Here is a 17,207-nt window from a genome sequence, read left to right on the forward strand (position 1 = left end):
GATTGCCAAAGTGTATGTTAAAATATCAGTAGCGTTTGAATGTTAAGAAACAAATGAATAATAACAAGCTTAGTCCTAAAAATTGGGGGATTTGGATTGTAGTTGGTATAATGAACTGCGGCTCTAAATTACCTCTGTTTACTCATAAATACATAGTTTTAGCTATTGGATTTATCATTAAACCTTTTTTAAAAGGTCGGAATGATATCACTCGGGAAAACCTTAAGATAGCATTTCCTGAGAAATCTAATAAAGAAATAAAAAAACTAGTTAAAAAAAGTTATTATTCTATGGTACTATCTGGGGCTGAGACCACAGCAGCATGGTTTCTTTCTAAAAAAAGGTTTAATAAGATAGAGTTTGAATGGGAATCAGGCTCTAGGGAAAGATTCGAAAAATATCACAACGACCCTGAAAAAAAACTAATTATCTTAGGTTTTCACTTTCATTGTATCGAGATAATTGGTAGATATATGGGGCAAGAGTTCCCACCTTTTACAGTAATGTATCAAAAAAATAGTAATGACCTTATAGAAGATTTAATTAAAGAATATCGTGAAAGAAGTCTGTACAAATGTCTTGACAGTAAAAACTTTGTTTCTGTGATTAGAAGTCTAAAAAAAGGTTATACGATGTGGTACGCTCCTGATCAAGACTTTGGCTTAGAAAGCACTGGATTAGAAAATTCAGTGTTTGCTCCTTTCTTTGGAAAATTATGCTCGACTTTAACTGTGACTCCTTGGCTTGCACAAAAGACAGGAGCTATTGTAATTCCTGCATACTATGTTAGAGAAAAATGTCTAAAAAAATATAAAATAGTTACTGGAGAACCTTTCGGGTTTACAGGAGACGCCTATAAAGATGCTGAAATGACAAATAAATTCCTAGAGGATGCTGTAAGAAAATATCCAGAACAATACTTGTGGCAACATCGTCGCTACAGAACTAGACCAAACGGCGAGCCTCAAATATATTAGGGCTTTTATAAATGTTAGATAAAAAAGGCTTTTCTTTAGTTGAATTAATGGTAGTAATAGCAATCATAGCTATTCTTGCATCTATAGGTATACCTATATATAACAACTATCTACTAAGAAACCACCGTAGTGAAGCAACATCAGAAATATTATCTGCTGCAAGTGCCGCTGATAATTATGAAATCCGCTATGGTTATTTTCCTTCAGGGAGTAACATCAGTAGTTTTTATCACGCAAATACACAAAATAATTATTATAACCTTACGTATTGTTCTGGAGAACAACAATGCCCTAATGTAAGCTATGCAATAACAGCTACAGCACAAGGCGCACAAACAGCTGATACACCATGTACACATATTGAGATTGAGGTTAATGGTGGCATAGTTAATAAAACCCCTGCTGAATGTTGGAATTAATTTATTTTATTATAAAAACACGTTGAGGATTATTTAAAATGGCTAGTTATAGTACTAATGAGTTTAAAGGTGGCTTAAAAGTTTTAATTGACGGTAATCCAATGGTTATAGTTGAGAATGAGTTTGTCAAGCCTGGTAAAGGTCAAGCATTTAATAGAGTTAAGCTTAAAAACTTGCTTAATAACAGAGTAGTTGAAAAAACTTTTAAATCTGGTGAATCTGTAGAAGCCGCAGATGTAGAGGAACTAACAACTATATATTCATACTTTGATGGCGATAGCTATGTATTTATACACCCTGAGACATTTGAGCAATATATGGTTTCTGAAGAAGCTCTTGGTGAGACAAAAAAATGGCTTAAAGATCAAGATGAATATAAAGTAGTTCTTTTTAATGGTCAGATTATTTCAATTATTGCGCCAAATTTTGTAAACCTTGAGATCGTAGAAACAGATCATGGTTTAAAAGGTGATACTGCTGGAACAGGAGGTAAACCTGCAACACTATCAACTGGTGCTGTTATTAGAGTTCCTCTTTTTGTACAAACTGGTGAGGTTATAAAAGTTGATACGAGAACATCAACTTATGTATCCAGAGTCAAGGATTAAGCATGCAATCAGATAATCTAATTTGGATTGATCTTGAAATGACAGGTCTTGATGTTGATAACTGTAGAATTATCGAAATAGCCTCAATTATTACCAATAAAGACCTGAATATAATTGCTGAAGCTGAGCCAATTGCAATCTATCAACCTAATGAAGTTTTAGCCACTATGAATGAGTGGTGTATAAAAAATCATGGTGAAACAGGTCTTACACAAAGAGTTAAAGATAGTGAAATCTCTACAGAAGCTGCAGAACAACAGGTCTTAGAATTTATAAAAAAGTTTGTACCGTACCAAAGCTCACCTTTATGCGGTAATTCAATTTGGCAAGACAGGAGATTTCTTGCAAAATATATGCCAAAGATAGATGATTACTGTCACTATAGAATGCTAGATGTCACGACCCTAAAACTACTTAATCAGTATTGGGGCGATGGTAAAGTTTTTGAGAAAAAAAATACTCATAAAGCTTTAGATGATATTCGTGAATCAATTGCTGAGCTGAAATTTTACCGACAAAAACTTTTATCAATTTAAAAATTATAACAAATGAAAAATACTATTTTATATTATTAATAAGACTGTTAGCTTATTAGTAGCTAGTTGTATGATGCACCATCTTGGTATATCTGATGAGATATGGCAAAAAACGACTCTGCAGCAACAAGCAGCTGAAGCATACCAAAATCAGATATTGACTGATGATAAACAAATAACTCAAGAATTAGCTTATAAACAACAACAGCGCAAAATAGCTGATACCAAGGCAAAAACCCAAGACACGACAAGCATACCAGATGTATCATTCATAGTGATAAATATCAAGCATTTATCAATGATCGGAATAATGATACTCAAGCATCTTTAGTTTTGATGCGATAAAATATAAAGTTGCGACCGCTATTTTAACTTATTATCGCAATAATGATCAGTTCTTCAGTAACACTCAAAAGCTCTATATTTCATTTATAGTGACTCAAATAAAAATATATAATAATGAGAATGCTTTTTCAGATGTTTGCTCAAAAATAACTGCAACTTTACCACAATCAAAAAGGTATTAAGGTAAAGTTATCTTCAGTAATTAATAAAAGCTTATGCTTAATGTGACATAATTTATAATGATAACCATATAGTCATAACATTAAGCATTCAAACATCGTAATAAAATATTTAATAATAATTATCATTATTATATCTACCAATTAATAATAATTTTGATATAATCATCCCACATTCTTTAGAGAATCTATACTATAAATCCCTGAGAACTTATTATGAAATATGCTTTAGTTGGCAATCCAAATTGCGGTAAGACAACAATTTTTAACGCCCTGACAGGACTTAACCAAAAAGTTGGTAACTGGTCTGGAGTAACCGTTGATAAAAAAATAGGTTTTTTAAACTCAAAAGATAAAAAAATTGAAGTCGTTGATATTCCGGGAATTTATTCATTATCAGTATCAGATGCAAACTCTATTGATGAAAAAATAGCTTATTCTTTCATAGTTAAAGAAAAACCAAATGCTATTATTAATGTTGTTGATGCTTCTAATTTAAATAGAAGTCTTTATCTAACTATGCAGCTTATTGAGCTTGGGCTACCGGTTATATTAGTGGTTAATATGATCGATGTTGCAAATAAAAAAGGGTTAATTATCCACTATGATAAATTAGAGAAGACACTAGGTTGTAAGATTTTACCAAGTGTTGCTGCAAAAGGTATTGGTATCAAAGAGTTAAAAGAGACCCTAGCAGATCAGCAAAAAGTCTCTAGTTTTAACCTAAAAAGTTACTATCCAGAGTTAGTCTCTAATTTAGAGCAACAAATAACTACACTAAGAAATTATGATATTGGTAGTCTATGGCTTGCTACTGAACTACTTGATGGTAGAGAGCTACAACTATCACAAGAGATCACAGATAGTCAATTAGATCAGCTAAAGATTTCCTTTCAAGCAAAACCTCAAATTGATGTTGCTAAATTTAGATATAATGCTGTCGCTGAAATTGTAGCTAGCATTACTGAAAATAAAAAGGTTTCTCGCTTTAACTTTACCAAAACTCTCGATGCACTTTGCATGAATAAATATTTAGGGATACCAATATTTTTATTGATGATGTATCTGATGTTTTTATTTTCAATTACATTAGGTGGGGCAATACAGCCAATGTTCGATGATTTATCTCATGCTATTTTTGTGGATGGCTTGGCATATTACTCAAATATACTGGGTCTACCTACACCTGTTACAGGTATTCTTGCAAATGGCTTCGGGACAGGTATCAATACCGTACTAGGATTTATTCCTCAAATTGGTTTTTTATTTATATTTTTATCAATACTAGAAGACTCTGGCTATATGTCTAGAGCTGCTTTTGTTATGGATAGATTCATGCAATCGATTGGTTTATCTGGTAGAGCTTTTGTGCCACTAATTGTTGGCTTTGGTTGCAATGTCGCTTCGATTATGGCAGCTAGAACTTTAGAAATACGCAAAGATCGATTGATGACTTTAATGATGTCGCCATTTATGTCTTGTGGTGCAAGGCTTGCGATATTCTCGGTATTTGCTAGTGCATTCTTTCCTCATAATGGCGCTACTATAATATTCTTGCTATATTTATCCGGAATAATTGGAGCTATAATTACTGGTTACATTATTAAATTAACATTTTTTAAAGGTGACACAGCACCATTTATTTTGGATATTCCAAACTATCATACGCCATCATTTAAAACAGTGATAATCTATAGCTGGAATAGACTAAAGTCATTCTTAATTAGAGCTGGTAAAGTTATTGTTCCTGTAGCTATAATTGTCGGTAGCTTAAATAGTATATATATTGGCAATAAAACCACAGCACTTGAATATGTTGGTAAAAAAATCACGCCAATTCTAAACCCTATGGGTATAAATGATAATAACTGGCCAGCAACTGTAGGCCTAATAACTGGCACACTTGCTAAAGAGGTTGTGGTTGGAACATTAAATACAATTTACACTCAAGGTGAGAATAATGTCATTCCTAATAAGTTTAGCCTAATAGATAGTATCAAAGAGTCTTGGAGTACTACTGTTGATAATATCAAAGGTATAGATCTAGCGACTCTTATAAACCCAATAGAAGCTAGTAAAGCTGATGCTAAGATGGATAATGGTGCGATGGGAAATATGGTAACAAAATTTGGTTCACTATCAGCTGCTTTTGCTTACCTACTCTTTGTATTATTATATATACCTTGTATTTCTGTTGTTGGAGCAATGGTAAGAGAATCAACGCGTGGCTGGGCAATTTTGTCGGTACTTTGGAGTGTCTCTATTGCATATGTAGCTGCTATTGTTGTTTATCAATTACTCAATATAGCTGCGCATCCTAGTAGCTCTATCATTTGTATTAGTCTAGCTATGGTATACATCATTGGAATTGTTTTCTTAATGAAATATTTATCAACAAAAATAAATTTCGTTGCAAATCTAACTGGCTGCTCTAGTTGTAGTAGTAAAAAATGCTCTTAATAGTATCTTCTGCTTATAAAAATGATTTAAAGCGAGCATTCCGAGTCTTTATATTTTTAATAATTACCTAACAAAATCTTTAATCCACCACAATAAATATGCTATGATTAGGTTTAGGTATGCTTGAGAGCATGCTTAGCTTCAAATTAATTTACAAAAAACTTGGGAGGAGTTTTTATGCAGAAGTTTGTCTATGCCTTTAGTGAAGGCAATAAGTCCATGCGTGATTTGCTAGGTGGTAAAGGTGCTAACCTGAGTGAAATGCTAAACAGTGGTCTACCTGTACCAGATGGATTTACCGTAACTACAGAAGCATGTCTTAAGTACTATGATGACCGCCAAAAGTTAAGTAGTGAAGTCAAAGAACAAATATTTGCTCATATCAAAGATTTAGAGAAAAGAAGTGGTAAAATTTTTGGTGGTGACAACAATCCTCTACTAGTATCAGTGCGCTCTGGTGCAAGAGTTTCTATGCCCGGGATGATGGATACTGTCCTTAACCTAGGATTAAATGATGAAGTTGCTAAAGCTATGGTAGCAAAGACAAATAATGAACAATTTGTTTATGATAGCTATAGAAGATTCATCATGATGTTTGCTAGTGTTGTTATGGGTTGTGAAAAGAAACCTTTTGATAAAATTTTAGAATATAAAAAAGCAAAACGAAAAGTAAAAAATGACTGTGATCTGCCTGCTCAAGATTACAAAGATATCGTTGCAAAATATAAGAAAATTTATAAAGATTTAGTTGGTAAAGACTTCCCTATTGATCCAGTTGAGCAACTCCTGGCTGCTGTAGAAGCTGTTTTTAAATCATGGAATGCTGAAAGAGCAATTATCTATAGAGAAATAAATAATATCTCAAATAACTGGGGCACAGCTGTTAATATCCAAGAAATGGTATACGGGAACTCTGGTAATAATTCTGGGACAGGGGTAGCCTTTACAAGAAATCCATCTACTGGTGAAAATGAGCTTTTTGGCGAATACCTAATTAATGCTCAAGGTGAGGATGTCGTAGCTGGTGTCAGAACTCCAGCACATATCTCAACTTTAAAAAATAAAATGCCAGAAGTATTTAATGATTTTGTAAAAATTGCTAAAAACTTAGAGAAAGTTTACAAAGACATGCAAGACATGGAGTTTACTATCGAAGATGGTAAGCTTTTCATGCTACAAACAAGAAATGGTAAAAGAACTGCAAAAGCAGCTTTAAAAATTGCTGTAGATATGGCTAAAGAAGGTCTAATCACAAATGAAGAAGCAGTGATGATGGTTGAGCCTCATTTATTAGAGCAATTATTACATCCTAAATTTGATGAGAAAGCTTTAGCGTCTAAACGTCATCTTGGTTTAGCTCTTGGCGCCTCTCCTGGTGCTGCTAGTGGTAGAATATATTTTGACGTTAAATCGCTACTTGCAGCAAAAGCGCGTGGAGAAGAGAAAACTATCCTAGTTAGGATTGAAACATCACCCGAAGATATCGCAGGTATGAATGCTTGTAATGGTATTTTAACTCTACGTGGTGGTATGACTTCTCACGCTGCTGTTGTTGCACGCGGGATGGGTAAATGTTGCATATCTGGTTTAGAATCAGCAAGAATTGATGAAGAAAAGAAAACTATTACCTTTGAAAGAGGTCAAGTATTTACAGAAGGTGACTACTTATCTCTTGATGGGACTAAAGGTACTGTCTATAGAGGCATTATTAAGACTGTCGATCCTGAAGTTACTAAAGATTTTGAAGACTTTATGAAGTTCGTCGATAGTGTGCGTAAACTTCGTGTTAGATGTAATGCTGATACTTTCAAAGATGCTTCTGTAGCTAGAGCTTATGGTGCTGAGGGAATTGGTCTGTGTCGTACAGAGCATATGTTCTTTGGAGAAGATCGTATCTCTTATGTCAGACAAATGATTTTGGCTAAAGATAAAAAAGAAAGGCAAAAAGCTTTAGACAAGCTACTTCCTGTGCAACAGCAAGACTTTGAAGAGCTATTCGAAGCAATGGATAACCTTGCAGTAACTATTAGATTTATCGATCCACCGTTACATGAGTTCTTACCTCATGAAGTAGATGAGATCAATGATCTAGCACGTGAGTTTAATATTAGCTATAGTGAACTAGAAGCGCGTATCGAGACACTTAGCGAAGTAAACCCTATGATGGGTCATCGTGGCTGTAGATTAGCAGTAACATATCCTGAAATCATTGAAATGCAGACTAAAGCTATCATCTATGCTGCAATATCAAGTAAGCGTATGGGTATAGAAGTTAAACCAGAACTTATGATTCCTCTAGTTAGTACTCTTGGTGAGTTTAAACTCTTAAGCGGTATTGTTAGAGAAGTTGCTGACACTATTCTAAAGCGTGAAAAAATTGATATTGATTACAAAGTTGGTGTAATGCTTGAAACTCCGCGTGGTGCTATCGGCGCTGGTATGCTTGCGGAAGCTGGTAGTGAGTTTTTCTCATTTGGTACAAACGATTTAACTCAGATGACATTTGGCTTTAGTAGAGATGATGCTAATAAATTTATTAAAGACTATCTTGAAAAAGGTATACTAAGCTTTGATCCATTTGCAAGACTAGATCCTAAAGGAGTTGGTAAACTAATGCAAATAGCTAAAGAAGGTGTCAAAGCTGTAAACCCTAATGCTAAGATGGGTATATGTGGTGAACATGGTGGTGAACCGTATTCTGTTGGCTTTTGCCATGATTTAGATCTTGATTATGTATCTTGTTCTCCATTTAGAGTTCCTATCGCAAGATTATCAGCAGCTCAAGCAAAGATATATGCTGATCATAGATAAAATATTTTCCTCTCGGCAAAAACTTTTTATTATTTTTTAAAGTCAGTATTTATGTCCAAACTATGTTTACACTAAAGGCAAAATGTATAAGATAATCAAGTCATGTTATTAGGTATATGCAAAAGCATGTATAGAGCAGTTGCTCTATAGTCAAGGCATTCAGTGATAATAAGGTATTATTGGAGTCTGTTATCCTATATTTTCTCAAAAAATTAAATCTCAAAGTAATATCACTCCTCTTACTCAGCAAAAATCTCCTCTATCTTTAATCCTAACTTACATATAGGTAATCCGGTATGGATAAGCAAAAAAATTATATTTTGATACAACTCTTAGAGATAGTCAACAGTCTCCTGGAACTGGCGTGTCTTTGAAGATAATACTACGTACGTACGCAGACCTTGTAGACAAACTAAACATCGATGTATTAAAAGCAGGCTTTACTTCAGATAGTAATACAGATTTGAAATAGTAAATAATACTATCTCAAAAAGAATGGTTGGAAAGATGATTGTCGCTGGACTGTGCCAATTAAGAAAAAATCAGGTTGAAATTACTATGGATTCTTTACGCCCTTCTTTAGAAATAGTGTAAAGCTAATTTATAGTAGATCCAAACTTAGCTCAAGCAAGTCTAGGTAGCAAAAATGATAACTATTTTGTATGCTAAGCATGCGTAAACCATCAAGAAAGAATTCCCTACTAAAATATAATCTAGTCAGCACAGTATTAAGCGCCATAGAGAACTCTATGAATACTGTATTTGATGCCCAGCAAGGACAAGTAGAGTGTTGCATAAATAGTGTTCTAGTAATGCATCTTTAGAGCAGTGTGTGATGTTTATAAATATTTTTGGTAAACAGAAAAGACCGTTACTACTATAAAGATGTTAACATCGCAAATTTTAAAACTATTTCTAACTTCACTGGCAAAATAATGCTATCAATACAACCTCACCACCATATTACAGGTCTTAATTCTGCAAGATATACATCTGGTGGATATTAAAAATGCGATATTGAAAAACCATCTAGCCTATAAGCACCATTTCATCCAGAATCTATTGGTAATGAAATTAGCTTTATTTTTGGTACACTATCTGGTAGCAATCATGTAAAAAAATTACGAAGAAAATGGTTATTATTTGTGATTACATCGTACAAAAGGCATCACAGATGAAGAACTAATACAAACCGTATAAACAAATTAAACCCTATAAGCATTAAAACTATTGATTATTGCAAGTCTAATGGTGAAACTTATGTAGAGATTAAGGGAAGATTCTTTGATAATGTCTGGTTCTATAGGTGATTTAATCATAATTGTTTTAATTTTCATAGTTTATATAGAAAACAAAACTGACTGTAGCTGATAAAAGTTGCTAGCTTGTCTACTAAGAGACTTTGCTGACTCTTTAGCGCAAAAAAATCCCCTATATTGCTGAAAAACCCGACATAGCTAAAACGACTATTAAAGTGTTATAATGTAATTGTTTTAAGTGATTTTGATCAAATAAGTATGAAATAAAAAAGCCGCCAATAAACTATGGTAGTTATACGTAAAATCTCTATAATGAAATCATCTTTAAAGTATTTAATCATTTAATTTATCTTTTAGAGAACTTTACTAACTGCTATTATTTATTAATCATCACTAGTAAGTCTTATACCACCATATTAGTTATTTTTTGATACAATCTAAAAATATTTATAAATTTTCTAAAAATAGTATGCTTAGTATTATTCAAAGAGTTAATTGTGCAAATGTAGTAGTTGATGATCAAAAAGTTGCTGATATAAATAAAGGTATCTTAGCACTAGTCTGTATTGAAAATGAAGATACTGACCAAAATTTTGAAAAGATGGCTGACAAAATCCTTAAGTATCGCTTATTTGATGATTATGATGGTAAGATGAATCTATCACTAACTGATATTTATGGAGAAATAATTATTGTACCGCAATTTACCCTTGCAGTTGATACAAAAAAAGGTAATAGACCAAGTTTTAGTAGTGGTTGCCCTAATGAAATAGCGAAACAGAAGTTTAAAGAATTTGAAAATATCTTTAGAAACAAATATAACAAAGTTCAAACAGGAATATTTGGCGCAGATATGAAAGTATCATTAACTAATGATGGTCCTGTAACTTTTAGTTTTAAGTTATAAATATGCAAAAGAAAGTTTATATAATTGGTGGCAATGGTGAGATGGATTTAGATAACTCAGAATATTTTTAGTAAGTTTTTGCCTGAACACAAACTGGCTATTTTTGATGAAAGTAATTGGTAAAATCCTTAACAAAAGCTAACTAATCAAGACATTGTAGTACTCAAACTATACCTTACCCATTTCATATGGTACTATATTAGTTGTTGACTATACTAGTATAAAAAAAGAGGCTGAGACTATGCTCACTAATTTATAATGGTCCTATGGTTGGGCTACATCCTATATTTGGAACAAAATGGCAAACAGCAAGATAAGTATCAGTATTTTATTAATGATCTATATAGAATTGGTTTAGTACCAAGAAAATAAATGGTGAGGCAATGACTTTTATCCAAGATATTGAGCACTTTAGTGTTTATTGTTTAGGATTGTTTGTTAAACATAAGAATATTGAGATTAATTTAGGTTGTCCAAATGCTAGTATTGTTGATTTCCCAGCTAAATTTGCTGATTTTGGAAACTCCAATGCTAAAAAAATCTCTCAAGGAGACAAGCAAACTTTTATTGAGAATTTCAAAGCAGTAATAAGGATGGATGGATGATTTTTTGCTGCAATCTTATAAAAATACTGATAGATTGTTACTTAAAAAGAAAGGCTATTAATCTCTTTAACTAACTTTTTACCCCTTATAGGATTAAACATTACTGAACTTAGAGATAAATGATCTGCTCCAGCTTCTATGTATTTCTTAGCATCGTATAATGTATAAATACCACCTCCGCCAATGATTGTGATACTATCGCCAAACACATCTCTAGCTTTTTTGATTGCTGGTAAGCTGTACTCATGTAGTGGATAGCCTGAAATACCCCCTTTATTTGTTGGGATAGTATTACATAAATGAAAAGTTGTAATCCCTACTGCAAGATATTCTCTTATTTTAGCATTGTGATCGACAGTTGGTGGCATTTTGATACTGATATTTCTACCAGCAAATATTGGCGCTAATTCAGCTGGGAAATCAACAATACTAGCATTTGGACAACCTAAATTAATCTCAATATTTTTATGATTTGCAAATTTTGGTAGTTTTAAAGTTTTTGCAAAATTATGCCAGTCTGTTATTTTTAATGCTGCTAGAGATATTATATCTTGAGCTCTTTTAGGTGGATTTGCATTTGCAAAACCTGGATTACGCAAACCAATCTTATTACGCCATGCGTTTTTTTCTATTTTACGAATGGTTCTGACTGCTTGTTTGATAAGCCCCCAACGTCTATTTACAGTAAAAGACCCATAAACGTTCGAAGTCTCTTTAAATTTAAGATACTTACCAAACGGTGGAGAAATTATTATTCTCTTAAGATCTTTATTTTGCATTTTTAGCACTCAAATTCTTTAACTTCTCAACGATATTATCAGCACGCAATAGCGGTCTGCCTACGATAATGTAGTCGACGCTAAGTTCTTTAGCTTTTTGGGGAGTTAGTGCATTAAAATGATCATCACTAAGATCACTCTCAAGCCTTACACCTGGAACATATAGCTTAATTTTATCCTTATCATCAAACTTAGCTCGCACATCAGCAACTAAATGTGGATGACATATAAAGTTTTCCACTCCTAAATCCAAACATCTGCCAAATTTTGCTAGACTATCTGTTTTATCAAAATTAGCATCACTACTTAGTGTAATCACAGCTAATGGTATAGCTTGAGTATCTGCTGTAAGTGCAGCTTTGACCATCTCATCACTAGCAGTGCCATGGAATGTGAAGTATTTGAAATTTGGAATAGTTTTTGAATAGTTTTCTATAGCTGTTTTAACTGTATTTGGAATATCATGAAATTTAAAATCTAAGAAAATATCTTTGTCGCCTACTAGCTCATGAATTTCTTTAAAAGATAACGTTGAACATAAGATATGACCTATTTTAACACAGTCAACATACTTCGAAACAGTAGCTATTTTATCTAAATCTGACTTAGAGATGCCATCTGCTGATAACATTATTTTCATTGAGTTTTTCAAATGATTAATTGATGTTGAAACTATATATTAATTTAATTTGTGGTAATAGTAAACTATATTTTGACTTTGTTGTTATTACTTAGCTTTTAAAATATTTTGTAAGCTACTTGATAACAAATTTAAATAATTCTGATCTTGTGGAATGTAATGCTGTGAATATTTTGCTTTTTTAACAAGTTCGCTAAGTTTCGTAACTAGCTCTTTATCCTTTACAATCACTTTAACACTTTTACTTATCATTGGATAAAGTTGCTCATCAACTTTTTTAAATCCTATCGCGATAGTTAGCTAAACAATCTGAACTTTTTTGCTCAAGCTGTTACTGGGTTACATTCTTCCAATAGTAATCCTTTATTTGTTTATATAAATCCACTTGTAGCTGAATAAAAGTTAGAAATGAGTTAATCTCTAAATGATTCTATTTTGCTAAGTTTTGAGCATTTTGCAAAACCATATAGATAGGACTAAAGTTTATGCTTACATACTCCAACACCCTGCATTAAAGCTGCTCTTTCAACTAAAAGGCCAAGAGGTTTATCAACTCCTGCATAGCATAAACCAACCATTAATGAAAATACTCTAGCTACTTTTAATAACTTTTTCATGTTTCAAATCTGACATTTATTTTTATTTTTGTATAATTATAGCAAACTCAACCTTACAAAACCTTATACGGCCATATTGTGATTTACAATTACTAATATGAATATATCTTTTACAGCAAATTCTAAGGAATATAAAATATACTGAGCTAACAAACTTCTTGCTTCATAATATCATAACTAGATATGTATAGTTATATATTCGAGCTAACTGAAAAAAGATAGTGTTCATTTTAGAACTTTTTCTTGTTAGTCTAAAAAATAAAACCATCTAGTTTTAACTTTAGTTTTTATTAAAAAAACCTATGAACTTCTAAGTATTTTTTTAAAGTTCGTAAAAATTACATTTTTGAGTTAGAGTAATTTTTAAGGCTATTGTAATAAATTACTAAGTTTAAAAGTATTTTTAAACTAGAAATATCTGGAAACTTAGCATTTCCTTGCTTACCGTCTGATTTCAAAGTAGGTGCAGTATATGAATTTAGCGTTTACTATTTATTACATAAATATCTAGTCTGTACGGTATTTCTAAAGAAGGTATTATTAACATATTAATCTTTCCGTAAGCATTGGCAATAAAAGCTACAATTCCCATACTTCAGGAGCATTTGGAGACACTGATATTTGCGGTGCTCAACAACACCTAATTAAGTATAACAAGTATTTATTATATCATAATTACATTTAAAATGTTTGTAAATTTTCTAACGTTTTCGATCCCAAATTAAATTATCTACAAGTCATTTTTATAATTGTATAACAATATTAACTAACTAAAAACAAATAAAAGATGGTTAATAGTAAGATTATAATTTAGTCATGACTAGTCTCTTATAGCCAAACTGCTCTATTTTAGTTATGTGATTTTGTGTACATTCTATGCAATAAAATAAGTACTTTACTACATAGTAAGTATTAAAAAACTATTAAGATTAAATAGTGTAAATATGGTTGTACAAAATATTTTTAAATAGTAGTTTTATATAAAGGTAAGAACACTCTATTCCTTGTTAACAATCTAATAATTTCTTTTGAAAGAAATTATACTTAAAATTACATAGTTACGTAACATAGTCATTTTTATATATGTTAAAGGGGTAGTTTTGTAATTGTTGTTATTGGTTTCTTACCTGCAGTATGTATATGTAAATTAATATCATTCAGTTGAAATTGAAGCTGGAGACTTGAGTCTTTATATATATTAGCTAATAATATAAAGTTGTTTTGGTACATAAAAACATTATGGTTTACTTTATTATTCTGGTAAGAATAGTTTACGATAAACTCTTCTCTAAAACTTGTCTTCTCTGTAAAATTTCATACATACTGTAAGCTGAATTGTGCACCAATACCACTAGAAAGTACCTGTACTAGCAAGTTTATTTTGTGTCAAACTTGGGCCTGCAGTTATATTTAACGACATATTGTCATTTTTATATAAAAATCTTTTATAACCTAACGATTCCATCAAAACATACCTAAAAATATCTAACTCATCACGCAAGAAATTTAAATTACTATATACACCGTTGATTTTATCAAAGTTCCATAAAGTATTGAGGCTTAATTATGTTCTATTTACTCTAACACTTGAAGTATTAGAAACATTATCATCATGACTATATAAATAATTAAATAGTAAACTACTTTGCCATTTTTCTATTGGCTTGCAGTTGATACTTACTCCAGCATTTAAGTTTGTAGTAGCACTATTACCAGTTACAATACTTCCACCTAACCCTATAGAAGTGCCTTTCCAAGTATTATTTATTGTTTTTTTTTATCTTCTTTGCGATTATTTGAAGTCGTCTGATCTACTTGATTAGCTTTATCTTCTTTCTGTAGGAGGAATGCTATCACATTCTTTTTTAGTTATATTATCCTGCTGCTCGGCTATTTTTTATATTTTTCATCTAGCTTTTTTATATTGTTAAATATTTATCTTCAGCTTATTGCTTATTAAGTGTATCTAATGGGATAACAAAATAGTAATAATACAAATAATTATCATAATATATTTTTTAATATAACTTTCTTGCATTAGATACCTATCTTAGGATTTAGAATATAAGTATGAACACGGTAAGCTAAGGTAACATATTTTACAAAACACTAAAATCTTTAGGATATAGTAACTTAGATGGCTATAAGTTTTTTGTAGATGGATTATGCATTTATATTTGTAAGTTTGAACAAAACGTTTTTTATTTCCATTTGTTTTAAAAGATATAACTGCTAATTATTTTTTTATTCAAAATTTTAATGGATACAGCCAGTTTTTATCTAAATCCTTTCTAGTATTAGCTATAAGATTTAACTGTTGTACTATATATAATAGCATCTTTCTTCTTGTAGTTTCAAAATGGTATGCATGTGTGATTGATACTATCTTTGCTCCTAATTCTTTTAGAATATCTCTCCTTCTATATTACCATTAGATATTTTTGCTATATTACTTAAAACTTTCTCACTTATTAAAGCATATAGTTTACTCACTTCTATACAAGGCTTTAATACTAACTCTAAATAGATACTGTGATAGAATAAATACGAATACACCTTAAATTAACCCTTTAGAAATAGTTATCAAAACTCATGATTAAACTCTAAACACTGGCCTCTTTGATCACTAACAACTTTACCTTTGTGGTATTTAACTACACCATTAATAATAGTTGTCTGAATTTTTGATTGGAAAGTATAACCATCAAATGGAGTCCAACCACACTTATAGTGACAGCTCTCATCTGTAACAGTATGCGGATTATTAAGATCTACTAATACCAAGTCAGCATAATAACCCTCGCGGATAAAGCCACGCTCTTTTACTTTATAAACTATAGCAGGGGCATGGGCTGTTTTTTGGACTATTTGCTCAAGAGTTAAGAAACCTTCATGATAATGCTCTAATACTGAGATAAGAGCCTGCTCAACAAGCGGTAAACCAGCAGGAGCTTTAAAATATGTATCCTGCTTCTCTTGCCATGTATGTGGTGCATGATCTGTAGCAATTACATCGATAGTATCATTTGCTACACATTCTAAAAGTTTCAAACGATCGCTTTCTTCTTTGATAGCTGGGTTACATTTGATACGAGCGCCCTTATCGGCATAATCTTTACTCGAGAAAAACAAATGATGAGCACAAACTTCTGCCGTAATACGCTTCTCTTCTAGTGGGATAGTATTATCAAAATGCACCATCTCTTCAGCTGTCGTTAGATGCAATACATGAAGCCTTGAGTTATATTTTTTTGCTAATGAAACAGCTAACTCTGATGATTTAAAACACGCCTCCCTAGAGCGAATTTCTGGATGTAAGTCCATAGGTACATTTTCACCATATTTATCACGCGCTTTATTTTCATTTTCTGCAATCATTGGCGTATCTTCACAGTGCGTTACGATTAGCAATGGACTATTTCTAAAAAAGCCTACTAATGTTTCAGGTTCATTTACTAGCATATTACCAGTTGATGCGCCCATAAAGATTTTGATAGCACAAGCATCATTTGGCTTGAGGCGTTTTAGTTCATCAACATTATCATTTGTCGCACTGAGATAAAAAGCATAGTTTGCATGTGATCTAGCTGCCGCACGCTGTTTTTTCTCATCTAGTCTTTCTACTACTGTAGTTGCTGGATTTACATTTGGCATATCCATATATGATGTGATACCACCCATCACAGCAGTACGCGATTCTGACTCAATATCACCTTTGTGCATAAAACCAGGCTCTCTAAAATGCACTTGATCATCTATCATACCAGGCAATAGATGTAGACCTGTAGCATCTATAATTTGCTCTGACAGCTTATCTATATTTGCAGCAACTTGGGCAATTCTACCATTCTCGACTAAAACATCAGATTTAAATGTTTTGCCCTCATTTACAACAGTAGCATTTTTGATAAGTAAACTTTTATTCGACATTTTATTTTCTTCCTCCTACTATTTTCACCCAAAAGTATAACAAAAATAGTTACAACATCTATATGTTTTTAGGAAACTTAAATATCTATCGATAAGTAAAAGATGGTGATTTTTTTAGCTTATTTGGCTAATTAA

General features: G+C 32.0%; 11 protein-coding genes and 4 pseudogenes. 10 read left to right on the forward strand and 5 right to left on the reverse strand.

Annotated elements, in window-relative coordinates; translation table 11 throughout:
• Nucleotides 1-53: 53 nt before the first annotated feature.
• The 10 genes and pseudogenes from FSC845_RS02165 (at nt 54) to FSC845_RS09545 (ending at nt 11,167) form a co-directional block, all read left to right on the forward strand.
• Nucleotides 54-977 carry a lysophospholipid acyltransferase family protein gene (locus FSC845_RS02165; protein ID WP_064461575.1) on the forward strand — a complete coding sequence of 308 codons (924 nt, stop codon included), beginning with the start codon at nt 54-56 and terminating at the stop codon, nt 975-977.
• Nucleotides 978-988: 11 nt separating this feature from the next.
• Entirely contained in the window at nt 989-1,396 is a 408-nt protein-coding gene (locus FSC845_RS02170) for a type IV pilin protein (RefSeq protein ID WP_064461576.1), read from the forward strand.
• A 38-nt stretch (nt 1,397-1,434) separates the two neighbouring features.
• Nucleotides 1,435-2,004, forward strand: coding sequence for an elongation factor P (gene efp, locus FSC845_RS02175; protein ID WP_064461577.1), 570 nt, complete (start codon nt 1,435-1,437; stop codon nt 2,002-2,004).
• Nucleotides 2,005-2,006: 2 nt separating this feature from the next.
• Complete coding sequence (gene orn / locus FSC845_RS02180; protein ID WP_064461578.1) at nt 2,007-2,540, forward strand: oligoribonuclease; 534 nt, start codon at nt 2,007-2,009, stop codon at nt 2,538-2,540.
• A gap of 70 nt (nt 2,541-2,610) precedes the next feature.
• A complete protein-coding gene (locus tag FSC845_RS08555) occupies nt 2,611-2,871 on the forward strand; it encodes a hypothetical protein (protein ID WP_227806626.1) in 261 nt (86 codons plus the stop codon).
• A gap of 409 nt (nt 2,872-3,280) precedes the next feature.
• Nucleotides 3,281-5,524: a Fe(2+) transporter permease subunit FeoB gene (feoB, locus tag FSC845_RS02190; RefSeq protein WP_064461579.1), complete on the forward strand. Its 2,244-nt coding sequence runs from the start codon at nt 3,281-3,283 to the stop codon at nt 5,522-5,524.
• A gap of 177 nt (nt 5,525-5,701) precedes the next feature.
• Nucleotides 5,702-8,335: a pyruvate, phosphate dikinase gene (gene ppdK, locus FSC845_RS02195; protein WP_064461580.1), complete on the forward strand. Its 2,634-nt coding sequence runs from the start codon at nt 5,702-5,704 to the stop codon at nt 8,333-8,335.
• 296 nt (nt 8,336-8,631) lie between these two features.
• Nucleotides 8,632-9,475 (forward strand): annotated as a pseudogene (locus tag FSC845_RS09540) (2-isopropylmalate synthase); the annotation flags it as partial.
• A 588-nt stretch (nt 9,476-10,063) separates the two neighbouring features.
• The gene (gene dtd / locus FSC845_RS02200; protein WP_064461795.1) at nt 10,064-10,501 is read left to right on the forward strand and encodes a D-aminoacyl-tRNA deacylase; all 438 of its coding nucleotides are present in this window, start codon (nt 10,064-10,066) and stop codon (nt 10,499-10,501) included.
• 2 nt (nt 10,502-10,503) lie between these two features.
• Nucleotides 10,504-11,167, forward strand: a pseudogene (locus tag FSC845_RS09545) (prephenate dehydrogenase).
• On the opposite strand, the gene FSC845_RS02210 reads toward FSC845_RS09545, so the two are convergent.
• From FSC845_RS02210 to FSC845_RS02225, 5 genes and pseudogenes are all read right to left on the reverse strand, one after another.
• A complete protein-coding gene (locus FSC845_RS02210; protein WP_064461581.1) occupies nt 11,148-11,885 on the reverse strand; it encodes a beta/alpha barrel domain-containing protein in 738 nt (245 codons plus the stop codon). The pseudogene FSC845_RS09545 and the gene FSC845_RS02210 sit on opposite strands and share 20 nt — an antisense overlap.
• The gene (locus FSC845_RS02215; RefSeq protein ID WP_144416521.1) at nt 11,875-12,537 is read right to left on the reverse strand and encodes an orotidine 5'-phosphate decarboxylase; all 663 of its coding nucleotides are present in this window, start codon (nt 12,535-12,537) and stop codon (nt 11,875-11,877) included. The genes FSC845_RS02210 and FSC845_RS02215 overlap by 11 nt, the downstream gene beginning before the upstream one ends.
• Nucleotides 12,538-12,612: 75 nt before the next feature.
• Nucleotides 12,613-13,142, reverse strand: a pseudogene (locus FSC845_RS02220) (chorismate mutase).
• Between the two features lie 1,351 nt (nt 13,143-14,493).
• Nucleotides 14,494-14,910, reverse strand: a pseudogene (locus FSC845_RS08565) (DUF481 domain-containing protein).
• Between the two features lie 815 nt (nt 14,911-15,725).
• A complete protein-coding gene (locus FSC845_RS02225) occupies nt 15,726-17,072 on the reverse strand; it encodes a dihydroorotase (protein ID WP_064461583.1) in 1,347 nt (448 codons plus the stop codon).
• Between the last annotated feature and the right edge of the window lie 135 nt (nt 17,073-17,207).

Origin of the sequence: Francisella persica ATCC VR-331, from assembly GCF_001653955.1 — a bacterium.
Lineage (GTDB): Bacteria > Pseudomonadota > Gammaproteobacteria > Francisellales > Francisellaceae > Francisella > Francisella persica.

Excerpts from the sequence above, each read along its gene's own strand:
- FSC845_RS02165 (WP_064461575.1), top strand. The coding sequence starts at position 54 with ATGAATAATAACAAGCTTAGTCCTAAAAATTGGGGGATTTGGATTGTA.
- FSC845_RS02170 (WP_064461576.1), top strand. The coding sequence starts at position 989 with ATGTTAGATAAAAAAGGCTTTTCTTTAGTTGAATTAATGGTAGTAATA.
- efp (WP_064461577.1), top strand. The coding sequence starts at position 1,435 with ATGGCTAGTTATAGTACTAATGAGTTTAAAGGTGGCTTAAAAGTTTTA.
- orn (WP_064461578.1), top strand. The coding sequence starts at position 2,007 with ATGCAATCAGATAATCTAATTTGGATTGATCTTGAAATGACAGGTCTT.
- FSC845_RS08555 (WP_227806626.1), top strand. The coding sequence starts at position 2,611 with ATGATGCACCATCTTGGTATATCTGATGAGATATGGCAAAAAACGACT.
- feoB (WP_064461579.1), top strand. The coding sequence starts at position 3,281 with ATGAAATATGCTTTAGTTGGCAATCCAAATTGCGGTAAGACAACAATT.
- ppdK (WP_064461580.1), top strand. The coding sequence starts at position 5,702 with ATGCAGAAGTTTGTCTATGCCTTTAGTGAAGGCAATAAGTCCATGCGT.
- dtd (WP_064461795.1), top strand. The coding sequence starts at position 10,064 with ATGCTTAGTATTATTCAAAGAGTTAATTGTGCAAATGTAGTAGTTGAT.
- FSC845_RS02210 (WP_064461581.1), bottom strand. The coding sequence starts at position 11,885 with ATGCAAAATAAAGATCTTAAGAGAATAATAATTTCTCCACCGTTTGGT.
- FSC845_RS02225 (WP_064461583.1), bottom strand. The coding sequence starts at position 17,072 with ATGTCGAATAAAAGTTTACTTATCAAAAATGCTACTGTTGTAAATGAG.